Below are 19870 nucleotides of genomic sequence, written 5' to 3'. Positions count from 1 at the left end.
AAGACCTCGTTGAAAGGATTCAGTCGACGGCGGCTGTTTGGCTGGCTGCCCGGGTCGCCTGAGAAGATGTCGCCGTGCCCGTTCCCGCCCGCGTTCCGTCGGACAGCACGCCGTACGACGTGCTGCGCACCGTCACGCCGTACGACGGAACCGGCCGGAGCCGCCTGACGCCCGGACCGGTGCACGGGTGAAACGTCCGATTCTGGTCAGCGGAATCCTGCTGATCACGCTCCTCGGCGCGGCCGCCGGCTACTTCACCGGCGACCGGACCGAAGTCCCCGTCCCCACCGCCACCGGCCAAGCGGCCCCCCTCGGCGAGGTGACGCCGCCCGAGCCGTCCTTGCCCGTGAAGACGCCCGTGCCCAGCGATGTGGCTGCGCTGGAGACCGGGCTGAGCTACAAGCCCCGCAGCTTCACGGTCACCCGCGAGGACGGTCAGTCGGTGCGCGTCTCGATCGAGACACCGGACGACTGGCGGCTGACCCGGGACAAGCAGGCTCCGGCGGAGGTCAAGTTCCTGGACCGGTTGAACGAGCGCGGTGTCCGGGTCGAGGCGGTCGAGCCGAAGCAGACGCCGGCGGATGCCCGCGCGGCGCTGGTCGTCGCTCTGAAGCAGAGCCAGGCGCCGGAGAACGACCTGCGCATCCTCACCGAGTCCGACGAGCAGGTCGAGGGCGACGACGGCCGGCCGCGGACGGTGTCCACGCTGATCTACACGTTCATCCCGAAGGAGACCCGCCGGTACGTGATCGTCCGCTGGGTCGCGACCGGCGACGACCTCACCACGGTGGAGATGAGCATCACCGGGCTCCCGCAGGACGCGAACGGCCTCGGCGAGGTGCTGCTGGCGGCGACCCGGACAGTGCGCGAGACGAACTGAGCGGACTGTTCGACGGAGCCCGAAAGGGTGGTTTCACGGAATTGTTACGCGGCTGCCGCAACCCCGGCGCGGGCTACGGTGTCTGTGGGGAGTAGGGGAAATGTGGGGAGGTGAGGCAGGCGTGGCTCGTCGGGGGACTGTAGGCGCTCTGCTGGGTTCGGGACTGGTCGTCATCACCGCGCTCGGCGGCGCCGGTGGGTATGGGGTCGGCCTGCTGACCGCGGTCGAGCGGTCGGCTGCGGCCTCCACCGGAGCGGCGGCTCCGCTGGGCAGCCCTCGCGTGTCGACGCCGGGCCCGTCGGTGACTCCGGCGCCGACGGCGCAGCCGCGGAAGATCGTGCCGGACTACTCGCCCGCGCTCGAGGCCGAGGACCTGCGCTACAAGAGCCGCACGTTCGAGGTGAGCTACGTCTACAAGTCGAGAGTCACGGCCCGCGTTCCGTCCAACTGGAGCATGACCCAGCCCGACCCGCCGCGGACCGCGCGGTTCACCGACCCGACCGGCAAGCGCTGGCTCCGGATCGAGTCGGGCTTCACCATCCAGCGCCCGCCGGCCGCCTCGATGCAGGCGCGGATCGACGAGCTCGGGAAGCTGCCCCCGGACCAGATGCTGAAGATCGTCTCCAGCACGACCGAGGGCAAGTACGCGACGCTCTCCTACACCTACGTGCCACCCGCTTCGTTGGCTCCGAAGGCGACCGTCCGCTACGTGATCGTCCGCTGGGTCGCCGACGACAGCGGCCTCTGTGCGGTCGAGATGAGCTCCACCGGTCTCCCGCAGGACAAGGAGGCGCTGATGGCCGTGCTCGACAAGGCTGCGTCCAACGTCGTACGGCGAGACAGCCCGCTGTCGGGCTCCAACTCAGAGAAGCCCAGCTAGGGCCCGCCGCCGGAGTCCGTGAGGTCGACTGCGCGTTCGCCATCGGCATCGCTGTGTACGGCGCAGTGCTCGGCCGGCCGGCCGGAACAGTCACCGGCCTCCACACCCGCGCCTGGCTCGGCAGCGCCTTGTGGATCGCCGGGCTGGCGATCACCTGGCTGACCGTGGGGTAGGCCTCAGTTCACCGGCCAGATGAGGCGGAAGATGGTTGAGCGCAGGCGGTAGAACCGGCGGCGTGTGGACTGGACGAAGGCAGGCGACGGCCGGAGCCGTTCGCTGGGAAAGGGCATGCAGACTTCCTCAACCGGAGTACGTCACCGAGTCGGCCATCTCCGTCGCGCGGACCAGACGGTCAGCGTCCGGGACCATGACCTGGACGAGCAGCGAGCCCGCGTCCCCCCGGTCCACGACTCGCTGGAGGAGCACCATACCGGCATCGCCACAGTCGGTTGAGACGCGCGCGGTGACCTTCTGGCCGTCCACGCTCCCGCCCTCGACGTCGTTGTCGTTACTGCAACCGAACTGAGACGTGTCCGGAAGGGCGAGCTTCGAGCTCGCCACCCCGATGAAGATGCCCGGGGTGCCGGTCGCCGCCCAGTCGGCGGTCTGGCTGATCCGGATCGCCGGAGCGGGGTCGCTGCTGCCCGGCGGCTGCCACTCCGACTGCGCGACCGACTTCGCCCAGCCCCGCGGGATGTCCACGGAGAAGTCGCCCTGCGAGACCGTGATGATCTCCCGCTCCGCCAGGTACCGCTGGCCGACGAAACCACCGCCCCCGCCCACGATGAGCGCGAGTACGGCGGCCACCACCCAGCGACCCCGGCGACGCTTCGACGGCCCAGCAACAGGTCCACCCACCGGCGCGCTGCCAGGCCCGCCAGGCTCGGCAACCTGCTCGGCGCCAGGCCCTGCCGCGGCGGCCGGCGCCTCGGCGGGCGGCTCGGTCGGCGCAGCGACGGTCTCGGAGGGCGCGGGCGTCTTCACGATCGTCGGCTTGTTGGCGTCGCTGAGCGCCGTGACCTCGCCGCCGTCGTCGGAGATGGAGACCGCGACGGTCTCCCGGCCCGCGACCTTCGCCGGGACGAAGTCGTGGGTGGTCTCGTTCAGGGCGCCGACCAGCTCCCGAGTGAAGGACTGGACGTCCGGCCAGCGCTTCTCCCGGTCCGGTTCGAGCGCGCGGACGATGGCCAAGTCGACCTGCTCCGGCAGCAGGAACCCCAGCGTGCTCGGCGGCGGCGGCGCCTCGACCCGGGACGCCGCGCCCAGCCCGTCGACCTGATGCGGTGACCGCCCGGTCAGAGCGGCGTACGCGACCGCGCCGAGCGAGTACTGGTCGGCGCGCTGGTCCAGCCGCTCCCCCATCGCCTGCTCGGGGGCGACGTACGACGGAGTGCCGCCGGGCATTGTGATTCGCGACACCTCGTCGAGCGACTTGCCCAGGCCGAGGTCCGACAGCACGGCGCGTTCACCCTCGTCCGTGCTGCGGAACAGAACGTTCGCCGGTTTCACGTCACGGTGCAGCAGACCGCGCCGGTGCAGGGCCTGCAGGCCGCGGCCGACCTGGACGACGACGTCGACGGCCTCGGGCAGCGGCAGGGGTTCCTTCTTCAGCCGGTCGGCCAGGGTGCCGCGATCGGCGTACGTGAGCACCAGAAACGGCCTGCCGTCCTCGAGCTCGCCGACGTCGTGCACCTGGACCACGTGCTCGGACTCGACCCGGCGCAGGAACCGGCCCTCCTCGAGGAACCGGCGGCGGACCGTGTCGTCGTGCCCCCAGTTGTCCGCGAGAACCTTGATCGCCACCTCGGCGTCCAGTTGCTCGTCGTAACCGAGCCATACCGTAGCGAAACCACCAGAGCCCAGGCGTCGTCGCACGACGTAACGACCAAGTCTGCTCGGGACCCCCATAGAGGGCATTATGGATCACTGGGAGTCCCATGCCCGGGGACGATTGACGAGCAAAGGCGCAGATGAGCGAGAGCAGCGGCCCGACCGACGACCTCGGAACCCTGGCGGAGCGTGCCAAGGCCGGGGACAAGCACGCGATGGACGACCTGTTGCGGCTGGTCCACCCGCGCGTCCTGCGGATCTGCCGCAGCGTGCTGCCGTACTCCGCGGACGCCGAGGACGCGGCCCAGGAAGCGCTGCTGAACATCGCCACCAAGATCCACACGTACTCCGGCCGCAGCAGCTTCTCCACCTGGGTGCACTCGGTCGCGGCCAACTCGGCGCGCTCGACGTACCGGAAGCTGAAGCGCAGCGCGCAGGCGGCGCACAACCCGGAGACGATGGAGCGGCCGGACCCGCGGACCACCAGCGTCATCGCCGGCACCCGCCTGGACCTGCTCGAGGCGCTGGAGACGCTCGAGCGCGACCGGCCGCAGATGGTGACCCCGCTGGTGCTGCGTGACGTCTACGGGCTGTCCTACGAGGAGATCGCCGCCGAGGTCGGCGCCCCGCTGGGCACGGTGAAGTCCCGCATCCACGACGCCCGCGAGGTCGTCCGCCCGCTGCTGCGCCCGAAGGACTGAGCCGGGACCCTCCCGCGGGCGGGCGTGGTGTGCTCAGATGGTGGGCATGAAGAAGCTCATCAACGAACCTGGTGATGTTGTGAGTGAGGCGCTGCGGGGGATGGCGGCAGCGCATCCGGACCGGCTGCGGGTGGATCACGAGAACCGGATCGTGTACCGCAAGGACGCGCCGAGACCCGGCAAGGTGGGGCTGATCTCCGGTGGCGGGTCGGGGCACGAGCCGATGCACGGCGGCTTCGTCGGCCTCGGGATGCTGGACGCGGCGTGCGCGGGCGAGGTGTTCACCTCGCCGGTTCCCGACCAGATGATGGCGGCGACCAAGGAGGTCGACGCCGGCGCCGGCGTGCTGCACATCGTGAAGAACTACACCGGCGACGTGATGAACTTCGAGATGGCCGCCGAGCTCGCCGCGGCCGACGCCGGCACCGAGGTGCTGTCGGTGGTGACGAACGACGACGTCGCCGTCCAGGACAGCCTCTACACCGCCGGTCGCCGCGGGGTCGGCGTCACGGTGCTGCTGGAGAAGATCGTCGGCGCCGCCGCCGAGGAAGGCCGTCCGCTGCAGGAGGTCGCCGACCTGGCCAAGAAGGTCAACGACAACGGCCGCAGCATGGGTATGGCGCTCACCTCGTGCACCGTGCCGGCGGCCGGCAAGCCGACCTTCGAGCTGGCCGAGAACGAGATGGAGGTCGGCATCGGCATCCACGGCGAGCCCGGCCGGCAACGGTTGCCGCTGGCACCGGCCAGGGACGTCGCAGCGATGCTGGTCGACCCGATCGTCGGCGACCTGCCCTACCAGCAGGGCGACTCGGTGATCGCGTTCGTGAACGGCATGGGCGGCACGCCGTTGATCGAGCTGTACCTGATGTACAACGAGGTCGCCCAGCTGCTCGACCGGGCCGGAATCACCGTCGCCCGCTCGCTGGTCGGCAACTACATCACCTCGCTGGAGATGGCCGGCTGCTCGGTCACCCTGCTCAAGGCGGACGACGAGCTGGTACGCCTCTGGGACGCACCGGTGAACACCCCCGGCCTACGCTGGGGCGCGTGAGCATGGGAGTCGACAACTTCGTCAACTGGCTGCGCGACACCGCGAGCACCTTGCACGACAACGCGGCGTACCTGACCGAGCTCGACTCGGCGATCGGGGACGCCGACCACGGCGCCAACATGGACCGTGGGTTCCAGGCGGTCGTCGCGCTGCTGGACGAGTCCTCGTTCGAGTCGGCCGACGAGTTGCTGAAGAAGGCCGGGATGACGCTGGTCAGCAAGGTCGGCGGGGCGAGCGGGCCGCTGTACGGCACGTTCTTCCTGCGCTTCGGGACCGCGCTGGCCGGCGTCTCGCCGATCACCCCGGAGGCGATCGGCGAGGCGTTCAAGGCCGGGGTCGGCGGCATCCTCGCGCGTGGCAAGGCCGAGCTCGGCGACAAGACCATGTACGACGCCTGGGCGCCGGCACTGGACGCGTACGACGCTGCCGTCGCGAGCGGATCCGATCTCGCCGGCGCCCTGAACGCGGCCGCGGAGGCGGCGGCCAAGGGCCGGGACGCGACGGTGCCGCTGGTCGCCCGGAAGGGCCGGGCGAGCTACCTCGGCGACCGCAGCGCCGGTCACCAGGATCCGGGCGCGACGAGCACCACCCTGCTGCTGGAGTCGGCCGCGCGCACGCTCGCATGATCGGGATCGTGGTGGTGTCGCACAGCCACGCGCTGGCGACCGCCGCGGTCGGCCTGGCCGCCGAGATGGTTGCCGAGGACAACCGTCCGGTGATCGCGGTCGCGGCCGGGCTGGACGAGAAGACCTTCGGGACCGACGCGATGGCGGTCTCCGAGGCGATCACCGCAGCCGACAGCCCGGACGGTGTCCTCGTGCTCCTCGACCTGGGGAGCGCGGTACTGAGCGCTGAGCTGGCGTTGGAGTTCGTGGATCCATCGCTTGCTGAGCGAGTGCAGCTGTCCAGCGCGCCGTTGGTCGAGGGGCTGGTCGCCGCCGTGGTCACCGCCTCGACCGGCGCCTCGCTGGACGCGGTAGTCGCCGAGGCGAACCGCGGACTGCTCGCGAAACAAGAGCATCTGGGCGATTCGAGTGCAGTGCAGACCGAGGCTCCGGCTTCCTCTGAGCAGACCATTGAAGTTGCGGTGAGCAACGAGCACGGGCTACACGCACGTCCGGCCGCTCGACTCGTCGCACTGGTCAACTCCTTCGACGCGAGGGTCATCCTCACCGACCTGGACACCGGCCGAGGCCCGGCCGACGCAGGCAGCCTGAGCATGGTCGCCACCCTGAACGCACAACAAGGCCACCGCCTGCAGGTGGGCGCCACCGGCCCGCAAGCCACCGAGGCGCTGGCCGCGATCGCCAACCTGGCCGAGCAGAACTTCGGTGACACGCCGATCGAGACTCCTCCACTGGGTAGCGGAACTGGGTTGGATGTGGCGATCGGGCCGGCTGTTGTCGTCGACGCCGAGGTTGATCTCAGCGGCTATACGGCCGGCGGCGACGAGCAGCGTCGGCTTGAGGAAGCTTTGGATGCGGCTCGTGGTCAGCTCGAGCGGCTCCGGGACAGCAGCGCAGCGCACGGCGACATCTTCGGCGCGCAGTTGGCGATGGTCCGGGATCGAAAGCCACTCGACGACGTTCGGGCCGCGATCTCCGCCGGCGAGTCTGCGGCCGCCGCGTGGAAGCAGACGTACGACAAGTTGGCGAGGGCCTTTGAAGGGCTGGATGACGCGTACCAGCGGGAGCGGGCGCAGGATGTCCGCTCGGTGCGGGATCGTGTCCTGCGCGTGCTGACCGGTGACGTGGCGGAGGGGCCCGCGGAGGGGATCCTCGTTGTGCCTGAGTTGGATGCCGCTACAGCAGCGACCGTCGATGCCGAGCGGATCGCCGGGATTGCGGTGCGCGCGGCCGGGACGACCGGGCACGGCGTGATCGTGGCGCGGTCGCGCGGGATTCCGTTGATCACCGGGATCGGCGACGTCGCCGTCCAAGCGGGCGCGATCGTGGCGTTCGACGCGCGGCACGGCTCGTTCCAGGTCGCGCCGGACGAGGTGGCGGTCCAGGCGACGATCGCGGAGCGGCGGGCCGAGCGCGACCAGGCCGCAGCACAAGCCGATCAGCCCGCAACCACGGTGGACGGCCGGACGGTCGACGTACTCGTGAACGTCGGCTCCGTGCAGGACGCCGTCGACGCGCGCGGTGCGGACGGGTCGGGTCTGGTGCGCACCGAGGTGCTGTTCGGCGACCGCCGTACGGCGCCGACCGTAGACGAGCAGGTGGAGCGATTCAGAGCGGTCGCGGCTGCGCTGCAAGGCAAGCCGATCACGATCCGCACCTGGGACGTCGGCGGGGACAAGCCGTTGCCGTTCCTGCCGCAGGACCATGAGGCGAACCCGTTCCTGGGCGAACGCGGCATCCGCGTCTTCCGCAGGCGACCGCAGCTGCTGCGCGACCAGCTGGAGGCGATCCGCCAGGTGGCAACCGAGACCCCGGTGCACGTGATGTTCCCGATGGTGACGACGGCCGACGAGGTCGCCTGGGCGCTCGACGAGCTCGGACCACGTCCCGACGGGCTCGAGGTCGGCATCATGGTCGAGGTCCCGGCCGCCGCGCTCCGGATCGAGACGCTTGCCAAAGGCCTCGACTTCGTGAGCATCGGCACCAACGACCTCACGCAGTACACGACCGCCGCCGACCGCACCAACTCAGCCGTCGCCCCACTCGCTGACGGTCTGGACCCGGCCGTACTGCAGCTGATCGACCATGTCGTGCGGCACTCCGGCGTGCGGGTCGCGGTCTGTGGTGACCTCGCCAGCGACCCGGCGGCCGCCGTACTGCTGGCTGCTCTTGGCGTGCAGGAGCTGAGCGCGGTGGGTCCGCAGGTGCCGCTGGTCAAGGCCCGCCTCCGCGAGACAGACCTGACTCAGCTGCCGACCGAGGAGATCCTCGGAGCGCGGGATGCCGCTCAGGTGCGCGGCTTGCTGTAGTAGCGCAGCTCGACCAGGTTGAAGCCGGACGTCCGCGTCGCCTTCGCAGGCAGCGTGTAGCTCTGCCCCGGCTCCAGGTAGGTGACGTCCGGGCTGTCCAGGTCCAGGTCGACCACGAGCGCCGGGTACGCCCCGGTGTGCCACGTGTACGACTCCCCCGCGTCCGGCGTGACGTGCTGGACGCGTACGTCGTCCTCGTCCACGACCACCTTGGCCGGGACCTCACCGACCTGCTCGAACCCGGCGTCCGCGGGCACACCGGTGATGCCGAAGAACGGGTCGCCGGACGCCTCCTCGCCCAGGTCGAGCACCTCGATCAGGCGGTTCAGGTAGAGCGACTCACCGTCGTTGGTGAGCATGTGCACCGGCGACACCGGCCGGTAGACCGAGCCGCCGACGGTCTCGTTGAGGTGGCGCGCCGGGCTGCCGTCGAGCCAGTCCATGTGGCACGGGGACGTGGACAGGCAGAGCACGACGTACGGGTTGTGGTGCAGGTGCCAGCCCTGGGCTTCACCTGGCGCGAGTGAGACCTCCCAGACACGGACGCGTGAGTTCTTCAGCAGCACGCGGGTCCCGATCTCGCCGAGGACGACCTCGGTCCCGTCCGGCGCGACGACAGTGGTGCCTGCGGTCATAGAGCCTTCTCCTCATCGATAGGGCGTTCCATAGCTACACCACCGAGCAGCACACCGTCCGGCATGGGCAGCTCGACGGTCTCGACCTCGGTGAACCCGAAGGCCCGGTACAGCGGCACACCGGGCAGTGTCGCCATCAGTGCGAGCCGGGTGAAGCCCTCGGCCCTGGCGGCGTCGGCGCAGGCGGTGAGGATCGCTCGGCCGAGTCCGCGCCGGGTCCAGTCGCTCCGCACGAACATCGCCCGGATCCGGGCCGGCTCGGTCGCCGGGTCCAGCAGTCGCTCGTCGGCTCCCGCCGTACTGGCGTTGAAGAGCTTGTTGCGGCGGCTCCAGCCACCGCAGGAGACCACCTCGCCACCGGCCTCGTGCACGTAGTACGTGCCGTCCTCGATCAGCGCCTGGTCCAGCGTGGTGATGTGCTCGGCCGCGCTCGCAGTCTGCGCGGCGTCGTAGTACGCCGGGAACAGCTCCCGCACCGACGCCCGCGCCAACTCCGCGATCGCCGGGCCGTCCGCTTTCACCGCCGGCCGCAGTACAGGCTCCACGCGCCTCAGGCTAGTTCACGGCTCCTGGCCGCACCCGGGAGGCCCAAGACCAGGCCAAGTAGATCCAACCCACACGGAAAACTGCCGGAAGCTGCAACGTGCGTGGGGTGAAATGACCGGTACGGGTGCCGGACATGTACCGGGTATGACGCAGACACCGATCGAGGCCCGGCCGGGGCCGGTGAGTGAGGGAGTCGTGCACGACCCACCACCAGACCGACGTCGTGAGCAGTTCGAAGAGCTGTTCGGCGCGCACCGGGAGGCCGTGCTCGGCTACCTGCGCCGCCGGACAGACAGCGGCCACGACGCCGCCGACCTGCTCGCGGACACGTTCTTGGTGGCTTGGCGGCGGCTGGACGACGTCCCACCTGGCAGCCAGACCAGACCATGGCTGTACGGCGTGGCGCGCCGAGTGCTGTCCAACCACCGCAGAGGTGAGGGCCGTCGGCACGCACTGGCCACGAAGCTCCGCCAGGAGCTCGTCGAACTGGACGCGACGGACACTGCGTTGCCCGACGACACCCCGGCGGCCCGGGCGTTCCGGGCGCTGCCGGAGCAGGACCGGGAGCTGCTGTCCCTGGTCGCCTGGGAAGAGCTCGACACCGCCCAGATCGCGACCGTACTCGACATCTCGCACAACGCCGTACGGATCAGGCTGCACCGCGCCCGGAAGCGGTTCGCCAAGCTCCTCACCGCCCCGCTCGCGAACCGGAACCTGGTCGCTGTCAGAGAAGAGGCCTCCCATGAAGACGCATGACATCGACGCCGCCGTCCGCGGCCTCGCCCCCGCCCGGACCGAGGACCGGGTCACCGACGCGGCCTGGGACCAGGTGGCCGAGAACGTGACCAGCGAGCACGCTCCGGCCGTCGGGCTCGAGCCCCGGCGCCGCCCGGCCCGCCGCCCGCGCCTGGTGCTGGCCGCCGCGGCGAGCCTGCTGATCGCCGGCGTGGTCGCCGCCACTCTGGTGAACCAGCCGGGCCAGTACCAGCCGCGGGCGCTCTCGTTCACCGAGCAGGGCGACAAGCTGATCGTCCGCGTGGTCGACCCGACCGCCGACCCGAAGCGGTACAACGCCGAGTTCAAGAAGATGGGCCTGGACATCACCGTGCGGGCGGTCCCGGTCAGCCCGCCGTCCGTCGGAGACATCATCAGCTTCAGCGCCCGGAACGAGCACGACATGGATCAGCTCCGCCGGCTGGAGCCGGGCGAGAAGTGCCCGGGCACGCTGAACGCGTCGGACCCCGGCTGCCAGGCCGGTCTCGAGCTGCCGAAGAACTACGACGGTACGACGGTGATCGACTTCGGCCGGGCCGCGAAGCCGGGAGAGCTCTACCAGCACACGTCCTCGTCGGCCACCGCCAAGGGCGAGATGCTGGCCGGCCTGGCGATCGACAACAAGACCGTCGCGCAGGTCCTCCCGCAGATCGAGGCGCGCGGGGTCAAGGTGGTCGCCTACCTGAGCGGCAAGGCGCCGAACCTCGACAGCAACACCACGGCGCCCGGCAACTGGTATGTGCACGGAGCCATGTCGCACGCCCCCGGCGAGGTCGTCCTGTTCGTCGATGCCAAGCCGGAGAAGTAGGCAGGAGAAGCGCTCCCGTCGGCCTCAGGTCCGGCGGGAGCGTTTGCTCTTGCCGGCGGCCCAGCGGTACACCACGAACGTCCAGAGCAGGGCCGGCAGTCCGAAGATCGCCGCGGCGACCTCCCGGCCGAACACCAGCAGCACCAGCCCGGTCAAGAAGAACGGCGCGGCCAGCCACACCGCACCGGCGAACGCGGCCCACCGCCACTGACTCGGCTGCCGCGGGCCAGGCTGGTAGAGCGACGGTGTCGGGAGCCCGACGAAGACCGGCTGCAGGTCCGCGTGCGTGACGGCAGCGTTCAGCCGGTCGACCCGCGCGTGCAACTCGTCCTCGTCCAGCCGCCCGACGGCGAACTGCTCGGCCAGCTCGTCGGTGCAGATCCGGCGCTCCTCCTCGGTCAGCCGGATGTTGGCCATCCGGCGCCGCGCAGCCGCCACCCGGGCTTCCTGCCCGGCCGCAGCCGCGAGCCCCATCAGCTCACCCGGCTTGACCGGCCGCCGGTCCGCCATCCGCCTCACCTCACTCGTCCCTTTCGAGTGTGCCAGACGAACCGGCAGGCCCAAGGTCAGCTGAGCGCGGCCGGGAGGGTTGCGGTCCAGGCAGTCCGCAGCTCGGTCAACGGCACCTCGAACTGGTCTTGCACGTCCAGCGAATCCCCGGTGATGACACCGATCTTGGCGTGCGGGAAGCGCCGCGCCGTACACATGTCGGTGAACCGGACCTCTTCGGTGCGCGGTACGGCGACCACCGCACGGCCGGCCGACTCCGCGAACAGGAACAGGAACGGGTCGAGACCGTCCGGAGCCCACACGCGAGCGCCGACTCCGCCTCGCAGCGCCGACTCGACCAGCGTCTGCGCGACACCGCCGTCGCTGACGTCGTGCGCGGCGTCGATCAGGCCGTCGCGGGACGCGTTGATCAGGATGTCGGCCAGCTGCTGCTCTGCGGCCAGGTCGACCGCCGGCGGGCGGCCACCCAGGTGACCGTGGACCACGTGCGCCCACTCCGAGCCGGACAGCTCCTCGTCGGTCACACCGAGCAGGTAGAGCTGGTGGCCTTCCATCTCCGCGGTGAAGCCGATCGGGGTCCGGCGGGTGACGTCGTCGATCACGCCCAGCACGCCGACCACCGGCGTCGGCAGGATCGGGGTGTCGCCGGTCTGGTTGTAGAACGACACGTTGCCCCCGGTGACCGGGATGCCCAGCTCGATGCACCCGTCGACCAGCCCGCGGATCGCCTCCGCGAACTGCCACATCACCGCCGGGTCCTCGGGCGAGCCGAAGTTCAGGCAGTCCGTCACCGCGGCCGGGCGGGCGCCCGTGGTCGCGACGTTCCGGTACGACTCGGCCAGCGCCAGCTTGGCGCCGGTGTACGGGTCCAGCTTGGCGAACCGGCCGTTGCAGTCCGTCGACACCGCGACCCCGAGGCCGCTGGTCTCGTCGACCCGGATCATCCCGCTGTCCTCGGGCTGCGCGAGCACCGAGTTGCCCAGCACGTAGCGGTCGTACTGATCCGTCACCCAGGACTTGTCGCACAGGTTCGGCGACGCGACCAGCTTCAGCAGGGTGTCCCGCAGCTCGGCGCCCGTGGTTGCCCGCGGCAACTTCTCCGCGCCGTCGGCCTGCAGCTCGTCCTGCCACGCCGGCCGGGCGTAGGGACGCTCGTACACCGGGCCCTCGTGCGCGACGGTCCGCGGCGGCACGTCGACCACCCGCTCGCCGTGCCAGTCGATCTGCAGCCGGCCGGTGTCGGTGACCTCGCCGATCACGTCCGCCTGCACGTCCCACTTCGCGCAGATCTTCAGGAACGCCTCGACGTTGGCCGGCGTGACGACCGCCATCATCCGCTCCTGGGACTCGCTCATCAGGATCTCCTCCGGAGCGAGCGAGGCGTCCCGCAGCGGCACCTTGTCGAGCGACACGTACATCCCGCCGTCACCCGCGCTGGCCAGCTCCGAGGTGGCGCAGGACAGGCCGGCGCCGCCGAGGTCCTGGATGCCCTCGACCACGTTCGCCTGGAACAGCTCGAGCGTGCACTCGATCAGCAGCTTCTCCATGAACGGGTCGCCGACCTGGACCGCCGGCCGCTTGGTCGGGCCGCCCTCGGCGAAGGTCTCCGACGCCAGCACCGAGACCCCGCCGATCCCGTCGCCGCCGGTCTTGGCGCCGTACAGGATGATCTGGTTGCCGATGCCGGTCGCGTTCGCCAGGTGCAGATCCTCGTGCCGCATCACGCCGACGCAGAGCGCGTTCACCAGCGGGTTGCCGAGGTACGTCGAGTCGAAGACGACCTCACCGCCGACGTTGGGCAGGCCGAGGCTGTTGCCGTAGCCGCCGATCCCGGACACGATCCCGGGCAGCACGCGCTTGGTGTCCGGCGCGTCCAGCGGGCCGAACCGCAACGGGTCCATCACCGCGACCGGGCGCGCGCCCATCGCCAGGATGTCGCGGACGATGCCGCCGACCCCGGTCGCCGCGCCCTGGTACGGCTCGACGTACGACGGGTGGTTGTGCGACTCCACCTTGAAGGTGACCGCGTACCCCTCGCCGATGTCGATCACGCCGGCGTTCTCGCCGATCCCGGCCAGCATCTTCCCGGCCGGCGTCTCCTGCGGGATGTCACCGAACTTGCGCAGGTGCACCTTGGACGACTTGTACGAGCAGTGCTCGCTCCACATCACCGAGTACATCGCCAGCTCGCAGCTGGTCGGGCGGCGGTCCAGGATGTCCCGGATCCGCTGGTACTCGTCCGGCTTCAGGCCGAGCTCGGCCCACGGCTGCTCGACGTCAGGGGTGCTACTGGCATTGCTAACGGTGTCGGTGGACACTTCAGGACTCCTGCACTAGGTGGGACTCAGGTGAAACGGTAGCGGGCTGCTCGGCGGCCACGAGGTGGGCCACCAGCAGTGGAAGGGCGAAGCCGGTCATGATTGCCGGGAGTACGACGCCGGAGTCGTTCAGCAACATGCCGACCAGGCCGCAGGTCGACATCGCGAGCAGGGTCGGCCGGATCATCGGCAGACTCGTGTAGAAGGTCCTGTACCGCTCCGACGGCACGCGGTCCGGCAGCACGGTGGCCAGCATCGCCAGCACCACGCCGACGAGCATCGCCCAACCGGCCGGGCCGGCGAAGAACTGCACAGCCATGTCCAGCTTGCGGATCAGGATGTCGCTGACGTCGCCGTCGAGCAGCCGGGCCACAAACGTGCCGAAGTGGCTCCGCTGGTCCTCCGGCCGCAGATAGTCGAGGAACGCGACCGCAGACACCGCCAGCACACCAGCCGCGCCGACACCGAGCAGTGCGCGCCAGGAGATGCTCCCCCGCCACGTCAGCCAGGCCATGAGCAGTACGGCGGGTGTCAGCGCGAGGATGCCGCCGAAGTCGGTTCCCCAGCCCGGTCGGCCGTCCACGACGATGGCCGCGCCGCCGATGGCGAGCACTGCGAGCGCAGCCTGCTTCCTGCTCTGGTCGAGAAGCTTCTGCGCCGCCCAGCCCGCCAGGATCAGGGCAGCCACCGCCAGCGTGGCGAAGGTGGAGTTGCCGAAGCCGTAGAACCGTCCGCCGATCACCGGCCCGTCGGTGAACATGCTGCCGAACTGCAGCGGCGTCCCGAGTACGCCGTCCACCAGCAAGATCCCGTACGCCGCCGCCGCGATCCCGAGGAATGCGTAGCGTTTGAAGGCGATCTGAGCCACCGCGGCCAGCAAGGCGCTGATCCCGATCACCACGCAGTACAAGGACAACGCGGGAGCCGGCCACCGCCACCACATCGTCACCGTGGACAGGAAGACCGCGATGAAGAACCCACCCTGCGTCAGCAACGTGTACACGAAGGTACGGCGAGACAGCGGGCTGCGCGTGATCACGAACCAGGCCAGCGCGATCAGCTCCGCGCCCAGGATCGTCAGGGACACCGCGAAGAGCATCGGCCGCGGCTGCTCGAACCGCTGATTCGTGTCGAGCCGCTCGTCGATCACCGCAGCTGCATCGGTGTGCCGGTCCCCGGTGAAGTGGATCTCGTTGCCGTCCAGCGGCCCGGCCTTCTCGGACCCGGCCGGGTCGACCTCGGCGACGTCGCGTTCCTTCAGGATGGTCGCGGTCACGTCGGTCAGCTGGATCAAGCCGGGACGGCGGGTGCTGTCGCTGGTCAGCCAGCGCGGGCCGTCGTCCGGCGGCAGCTGCATGGCGACGAGCGGCTCCTGGTGCTCGTTGGCCATCGTCTGGCTGATCCCGACCAGCAAGACCCAGCCGTCCGCGGCGCGCGCCTGCGCGACCAGCTCGGCGACCCTCTTGCGGGCCTCGTCACGTCCTTCGCGTGGTGGCATGGCTCCGGCGTCGACGATGGCGTCGCCGCACTCGTTGCTCGCCAGCCTGACCGCATCGAACTCGGGCTGCCAGTTGGTCACCGAGCCGTCGGTGCGGGCCAGCGCGACCGCAGCGCCCGGACCGAACCCGCAGATCGGGTAGCCGGTCTGACCCAGGCGGCCGATGGGTGCGCTGGTGTGGTGCTCAGCCTGACGGTTGACGTACGTCTGCCAGCCCGCGACCTGACCGTTGGTGACAGCAGGGAGGTCGCCACACGGCTGGTCGGCGACACTGCCCCAAGCACGCGTGCCGGCGCTGATCGTCAGCCAGCCGTCGACCGGACAGGTGTGCGGGCCGGCGGTCTTCACCGTGATCGAGCCGACGTGCGACTCGTTCACCAGCGCGGTCAGCTCGGGCGAGGCCTTCACGTCGTTCCAGTTCAGACCGGGAACGCCGATCACCACCACCTTCGCGAGCAGGCTCTGGCTACCTGTCGGCGCGGCGCTCGCCGCTGCCGGTGTCGCGGTCGCTCCGACGACTCCGACGGTGGCGGCCGTCGCCGCTGCGACGACCGCTGCGACGCGGAGTAGCGCCCGGCCGGGCGCCCACCTCCCCGCCCGCAACAACCTCATCAGCTGGCGACGACGGCCTTCAGGACCGAGGTGAAGAAGCCCAGGCCGTCGGTGGTCGGGCCGGTCAGGGTCTCGACGCAGTGCTCCGGGTGCGGCATCAGGCCGACCACGTTGCCGCGCTCGTTGGTGATCCCGGCGATGTCGCGGTACGAGCCGTTCGGGTTCTCGCCCAGGTAGCGGGCGACGACCCGGCCCTCGCCCTCCAGCCGGTCCAGCGTCGCCTCGTCGGCGACGAACGAGCCGTCCTGGTTCTTGAGCACGATGGTGATCTCGTGGTTGGCGTCGTAGTCCGACGTCCACGCGGTGCGGTTGTTCTCGATCCGCAGCGACTGGTCCTTGCAGAGGAACTTGCGGTGGTGGTTCTTGATCAGGGCGCCGGGCAGCAGGTGCGACTCGCACAGCACCTGGAAGCCGTTGCAGATCCCGAGCACCGGGAGGCCTTCGCCGGCCTTCTTGACGATGGTCTCCATCACCGGGGCGAACCGGGAGATGGCGCCGGCCCGGAGGTAGTCGCCGTACGAGAACCCGCCCGGCAGGACGACCGCGTCCACCCCGTGCAGGTCGGCGTCGGCGTGCCAGAGCGCGACCGGCTCGGCGCCGGCCACCGCGGCCGCGCGCCGGGCGTCGGCGTCGTCCAGCGAGCCCGGGAAGGTGACGACCCCGATCTTCATCAGGCGTCGACCTCGACGTGCAGGGTGTAGTCCTCGATCACCGGGTTGGCCAGCAGCGTGTCGGCGGCCTTGCGGATCTCGGCGACCCGCTCCTCGGTCGCCTCGCCGTCCAGGGTGATCTCGAACCGCTTGCCCTGGCGGACGTCGGCCACGCCGTCGAAGCCGAGCCGGCCGAACGCGCCGTGCACCGCCTTGCCCTGCGGGTCGAGGATCTCGGGCTTGAGCATGACGTCGACGACAACGCGAGCCACTGACTTACTCCAGGTCTCGTTCCGGGGTGACGCCCTGAATCCTACCGACCGATCCCCAGTTCCCCAGCATCGGCCGGAATTCCGGACTATTCACTCAGTACATACACGCGGTGTATAGTCGTCTCATGGCCACTGCGGAGCTGGTGCTGGGATTGCTGTCACGCGGCCCGGCCCATGGGTACGACGTGAAGCGGGGCCATGACGCCTGGTTCCCGGACGGGCGCCCGCTGGCGTTCGGGCAGGTCTACACAACGCTCGGGCGGCTGGAGCGGGACGGTCTCGTCGAGGTGGTGGACAAGACGTCCGGCGGCGGTCCGGACCGGACGGTCTACGCGCTGACCGCCAAGGGCCGGGATCACCTCGCGGAGTGGCTCAGCGACCCGGTGCCGCCCGCCTGGGGCAGCGCGGACGAGGTGCTGCGCAAGCTGGTCGCGGCGATCCGGACCGGTGGTGACGCGGCCGCGTTCCTGGCCCGGCAGCGCGCGAGCCACCTGCGCCGGATCCGGGAGCTCCGGGAGACCCCGGCCGAGGACGACCCGACGTCGCCGCTGGTCCGCGAGTACATCGTGGCCCACCTCGACGCCGATCTGCGCTGGCTGGACAGCGCCCTGGAACACATCTCCGAGCAGAAGGAGCAGCGTTCATGAGCGCACTCGAGCTGAGTGGCGTCGAGTACTCGTACCGCCGCAACCCGGCCCTCAGGGGTGTGACGCTCCAGGTCAAGCCCGGCGAGGTGGTCGCGATCACCGGCGCCAGCGGCTGCGGCAAGTCCACACTGCTGCACTGCGCCGCCGGCATCCTCACTCCGGATGCCGGCACAGTGCGGGTGGCCGGGCAGGACTTGGCTGAGCTGCCGGAGGAGGAGCGCGCCCGGCTTCGTCGTACGAAGGTCGGCGTCGTGCTGCAGTTCGGGCAGCTCGTGCCTGATCTCGCACTGGTCGACAACGTCGCGTTGCCGCTGCTGCTGGACGGGCATGAGCGAGCGGAGGCCCACGAGACCGCGCTGGACTGGCTCAAGCAGGTGGGGATCGCCGACGAGGCCGATGCGGTGCCCGCTGAGCTCTCCGGCGGCCAGACCCAACGAGCGGCCGTCGCCCGCGCTCTCGTCACCGGACCGTCCGTCGTACTGGCCGACGAGCCGACCGGCAGCCTCGACAGCCGGGCTGGTCAGGAGCTGCTCGAGGTGCTGCTGCGGGCGTCGCGGTACCGCGGGGCCGCTCTGGTGGTGGTGACGCACGACAACCTCATCGCGGCCTCGGCGGACCGGGAGATCAGGCTGCGGGACGGCGTGATCCAGCACGAGGTCTCGCTCTGATGACGCTCGAGACACTGGTCCAGCTCGCTCGGTCGCGCACGCCCGCCGACCGCAGCCGCATCCAGCTGGCTACAGCAGCGCTGGGGCTCAGTGGCGCGCTGCTGCTCGGCGCCCTGCGGATCGTGCGGCTGGGCAAGGGCATGCTGCCGGACACCGTCTACAGCAACTACGTCGCCGAGAGCGGACTCCGCTCCGGACTCATCGCGATCCTGGTCATCCTCGCCGTACTCACCGGCGCTCTGGCCGTGCAGGCCTTGCGACTCGGTACGGCGGCCCGCGAACGGCGACTCGCTGCGCTGCGACTGGCGGGCGCCTCCCGGAAGCAGGTGCGTCAGCTGTCCGTGGCAGACGCGGCCATGGCGGGGTTGGCCGGCGGACTGCTCGCGGGGCCGGTGTACTTGGCGCTCAGCCTGTTGCTGGGTGCGCTGCCGCGGATGGCGCGGATCTTCCCGGGTGCTGAGCTGCTGGACCTGCTCGCGTGGATTCCGGTGGTGGTGATGACGACTGCGGCCGGCGCGCTGATCGGCAGCCTGCTGCACCGCGACCAGCTGCTGCCGAGCGTCGACCAACCGGAGCAAGTGCGCACCGGGATCATCGCCGGACCGGTGATGATCGTCCTCGGGCTGGTCACAGTCCGCTGGGCGGGGTACGTCGCCTCGACCGTGCTGGTGGTCGGGCTGGCGCTGTTCTTCCTCAGTCTGGCGCCACTGTGGATCCGGGCCATCGGCCGCCGGCTCCAGCGGTCCGGCGACCCGGCCAACCTGCTGACCGGTGTCCGTCTGGTCACCGACGCCCGGTCCGCGAGCCGGATGGCGACAGTGCTCGCCTGCTGCGGCTTCCTGGTCGGCACGCTGGCCCACGGCACCATCGGCGTACTGATCGACAGCGAGATGACGGTCGGGCGGACTGGCTTCTACGTGACCGGGTACGTCCTCGGTGCGGTCGGCGTACTGCTGATCGTGCTGACCGGCATCGCCGCACTGGTCGTCGGTGTGGCCGACCAACTGGTGGACCAGCGCCGCCAGCTCGCGTGCCTCACCGCACTGGGTGTGGACACGCGCTTCCTTCGCCGAGTGATCCGGAGGCAGCTGACCGCGGTTGCCGGACCGGCGCTCGCGAGCGGCATGCTCCTGGGCACGCTGCTCGGCCTGGGCCGGCTGGTCGGCGGGTTCACCAGCCCGTTCGAGCTCAGCGCGTTGCTCACCGCCGCAGGACTGACCATCACCGGCTGGCTGATCGGCCTGCTTGGCGGTGTCGCGGCCGGCCACCTGCTACGCAACCAAGTCCGGGACGCACTCGATCCCGAGAATCTGAGGGCGGCCTGATGACTGTGCTGACGGCCGGGCCTTCGGCGCCGGCGTTGCTGCTGGGCGTTCCGAACCGCATCACCCTGGTCCGCACCGTCGTCGCGATGGTGATCGCCGCGATCGCGTTCCGGACCGGCGCGCTGAGCTGGCTGGTGATCGGGTACGCCGCCTACTGGGTCGGCGACATCGCCGACGGCGCCGTCGCGCGCTACCGCAACGAGGAGTCCGTGGCCGGCGCGGTGTTCGACATCGTCTGCGACCGGGCCTGCTCGTTCCTGCTGGCGGCCGCGTTCATGGCCACGTTTCCGGCGACGATCGGGCCGCTGGCGATCTTCCTGGTCCAGTTCG

Annotated in this window: 20 protein-coding genes; 12 read left to right on the top strand and 8 right to left on the bottom strand. The window is 70.4% G+C overall.

The features are described 5' to 3' along the window. Positions 1 to 187: 187 nt before the first annotated feature. Positions 188 to 880 carry a hypothetical protein gene (locus tag ACWCOV_RS12295; protein WP_449829321.1) on the top strand — a complete coding sequence of 231 codons (693 nt, stop codon included), beginning with the start codon at positions 188 to 190 and terminating at the stop codon, positions 878 to 880. Positions 881 to 1001: 121 nt separating this feature from the next. Then, positions 1002 to 1760 carry a hypothetical protein gene (locus ACWCOV_RS12290; protein ID WP_449829320.1) on the top strand — a complete coding sequence of 253 codons (759 nt, stop codon included), beginning with the start codon at positions 1002 to 1004 and terminating at the stop codon, positions 1758 to 1760. A gap of 300 nt (positions 1761 to 2060) precedes the next feature. Here ACWCOV_RS12290 and ACWCOV_RS12285 read toward each other — a convergent pair whose 3' ends face one another. After that, on the bottom strand, positions 2061 to 3635 hold the full coding sequence (locus ACWCOV_RS12285) for a serine/threonine-protein kinase (RefSeq protein WP_449829319.1): 1575 nt from the start codon (positions 3633 to 3635) through the stop codon (positions 2061 to 2063). A 95-nt stretch (positions 3636 to 3730) separates the two neighbouring features. Between ACWCOV_RS12285 and ACWCOV_RS12280 the strand changes: the two genes are divergently transcribed. From ACWCOV_RS12280 to ptsP, 4 genes are read left to right on the top strand one after another with little or no spacing between them, the layout of a single operon-like run. Next, on the top strand, positions 3731 to 4291 hold the full coding sequence (locus ACWCOV_RS12280; RefSeq protein ID WP_449829318.1) for an RNA polymerase sigma factor: 561 nt from the start codon (positions 3731 to 3733) through the stop codon (positions 4289 to 4291). A 46-nt stretch (positions 4292 to 4337) separates the two neighbouring features. Next, complete coding sequence (gene dhaK / locus ACWCOV_RS12275; protein WP_449829317.1) at positions 4338 to 5342, top strand: dihydroxyacetone kinase subunit DhaK; 1005 nt, start codon at positions 4338 to 4340, stop codon at positions 5340 to 5342. 2 nt (positions 5343 to 5344) lie between these two features. Beyond that, positions 5345 to 5968, top strand: coding sequence for a dihydroxyacetone kinase subunit DhaL (gene dhaL, locus ACWCOV_RS12270; protein ID WP_449829440.1), 624 nt, complete (start codon positions 5345 to 5347; stop codon positions 5966 to 5968). Beyond that, positions 5965 to 8277 carry a phosphoenolpyruvate--protein phosphotransferase gene (gene ptsP, locus ACWCOV_RS12265; protein WP_449829316.1) on the top strand — a complete coding sequence of 771 codons (2313 nt, stop codon included), beginning with the start codon at positions 5965 to 5967 and terminating at the stop codon, positions 8275 to 8277. The genes dhaL and ptsP overlap by 4 nt, the downstream gene beginning before the upstream one ends. Here ptsP and ACWCOV_RS12260 read toward each other — a convergent pair. Both ACWCOV_RS12260 and ACWCOV_RS12255 read right to left on the bottom strand, forming a co-directional pair. Further along, positions 8256 to 8912: a hypothetical protein gene (locus ACWCOV_RS12260; RefSeq protein ID WP_449829315.1), complete on the bottom strand. Its 657-nt coding sequence runs from the start codon at positions 8910 to 8912 to the stop codon at positions 8256 to 8258. The two genes, ptsP and ACWCOV_RS12260, sit on opposite strands and share 22 nt — an antisense overlap. Beyond that, complete coding sequence (locus tag ACWCOV_RS12255) at positions 8909 to 9457, bottom strand: GNAT family N-acetyltransferase (protein WP_449829314.1); 549 nt, start codon at positions 9455 to 9457, stop codon at positions 8909 to 8911. Before ACWCOV_RS12255 ends, ACWCOV_RS12260 begins: the two co-directional genes overlap by 4 nt. A 145-nt stretch (positions 9458 to 9602) precedes the next feature. Between ACWCOV_RS12255 and ACWCOV_RS12250 the strand changes: the two genes are divergently transcribed. Beyond that, a complete protein-coding gene (locus ACWCOV_RS12250) occupies positions 9603 to 10214 on the top strand; it encodes an RNA polymerase sigma factor (protein ID WP_449829313.1) in 612 nt (203 codons plus the stop codon). Beyond that, positions 10201 to 11040 (top strand): hypothetical protein, encoded by an 840-nt coding sequence (locus tag ACWCOV_RS12245; RefSeq protein WP_449829312.1) that lies wholly within the window; start codon positions 10201 to 10203, stop codon positions 11038 to 11040. Before ACWCOV_RS12250 ends, ACWCOV_RS12245 begins: the two co-directional genes overlap by 14 nt. 24 nt (positions 11041 to 11064) lie before the next feature. On the opposite strand, the gene ACWCOV_RS12240 is transcribed toward ACWCOV_RS12245, so the two are convergent. From ACWCOV_RS12240 to purS, 5 genes are read right to left on the bottom strand one after another with little or no spacing between them, the layout of a single operon-like run. Next, on the bottom strand, positions 11065 to 11550 hold the full coding sequence (locus ACWCOV_RS12240) for a DUF1707 SHOCT-like domain-containing protein (RefSeq protein WP_449829311.1): 486 nt from the start codon (positions 11548 to 11550) through the stop codon (positions 11065 to 11067). A gap of 56 nt (positions 11551 to 11606) precedes the next feature. After that, complete coding sequence (purL, locus tag ACWCOV_RS12235) at positions 11607 to 13868, bottom strand: phosphoribosylformylglycinamidine synthase subunit PurL (protein WP_449829310.1); 2262 nt, start codon at positions 13866 to 13868, stop codon at positions 11607 to 11609. A gap of 1 nt (position 13869) precedes the next feature. Next, positions 13870 to 15978, bottom strand: coding sequence for a hypothetical protein (locus ACWCOV_RS12230; RefSeq protein WP_449829309.1), 2109 nt, complete (start codon positions 15976 to 15978; stop codon positions 13870 to 13872). Then, complete coding sequence (gene purQ, locus ACWCOV_RS12225) at positions 15978 to 16649, bottom strand: phosphoribosylformylglycinamidine synthase subunit PurQ (protein ID WP_449829308.1); 672 nt, start codon at positions 16647 to 16649, stop codon at positions 15978 to 15980. The genes ACWCOV_RS12230 and purQ overlap by 1 nt, the downstream gene beginning before the upstream one ends. Next, positions 16649 to 16900, bottom strand: a complete 252-nt coding sequence (purS, locus tag ACWCOV_RS12220) for a phosphoribosylformylglycinamidine synthase subunit PurS (protein ID WP_360514988.1) — start codon at positions 16898 to 16900, stop codon at positions 16649 to 16651. Before purS ends, purQ begins: the two co-directional genes overlap by 1 nt. Positions 16901 to 17025: 125 nt before the next feature. Between purS and ACWCOV_RS12215 the strand changes: the two genes are divergently transcribed. The 4 genes from ACWCOV_RS12215 to ACWCOV_RS12200 form a co-directional block, all read left to right on the top strand. Further along, positions 17026 to 17547 carry a helix-turn-helix transcriptional regulator gene (locus ACWCOV_RS12215; protein WP_449829307.1) on the top strand — a complete coding sequence of 174 codons (522 nt, stop codon included), beginning with the start codon at positions 17026 to 17028 and terminating at the stop codon, positions 17545 to 17547. Beyond that, positions 17544 to 18215 carry an ABC transporter ATP-binding protein gene (locus ACWCOV_RS12210; protein WP_449829306.1) on the top strand — a complete coding sequence of 224 codons (672 nt, stop codon included), beginning with the start codon at positions 17544 to 17546 and terminating at the stop codon, positions 18213 to 18215. The genes ACWCOV_RS12215 and ACWCOV_RS12210 overlap by 4 nt, the downstream gene beginning before the upstream one ends. Then, positions 18215 to 19540 (top strand): hypothetical protein, encoded by a 1326-nt coding sequence (locus tag ACWCOV_RS12205; RefSeq protein ID WP_449829305.1) that lies wholly within the window; start codon positions 18215 to 18217, stop codon positions 19538 to 19540. The genes ACWCOV_RS12210 and ACWCOV_RS12205 overlap by 1 nt, the downstream gene beginning before the upstream one ends. Then, positions 19540 to 19870 (top strand): CDP-alcohol phosphatidyltransferase family protein (locus ACWCOV_RS12200; protein ID WP_449829304.1); only part of this gene is annotated, 331 nt, incomplete at its 3' end. The genes ACWCOV_RS12205 and ACWCOV_RS12200, both read left to right, overlap by 1 nt.

Source organism: Kribbella sp. NPDC002412, from assembly GCF_053592935.1.
Note: the sequence above shows the minus strand (reverse complement) of the source record. Positions and strands in the feature narration are given on the sequence as shown.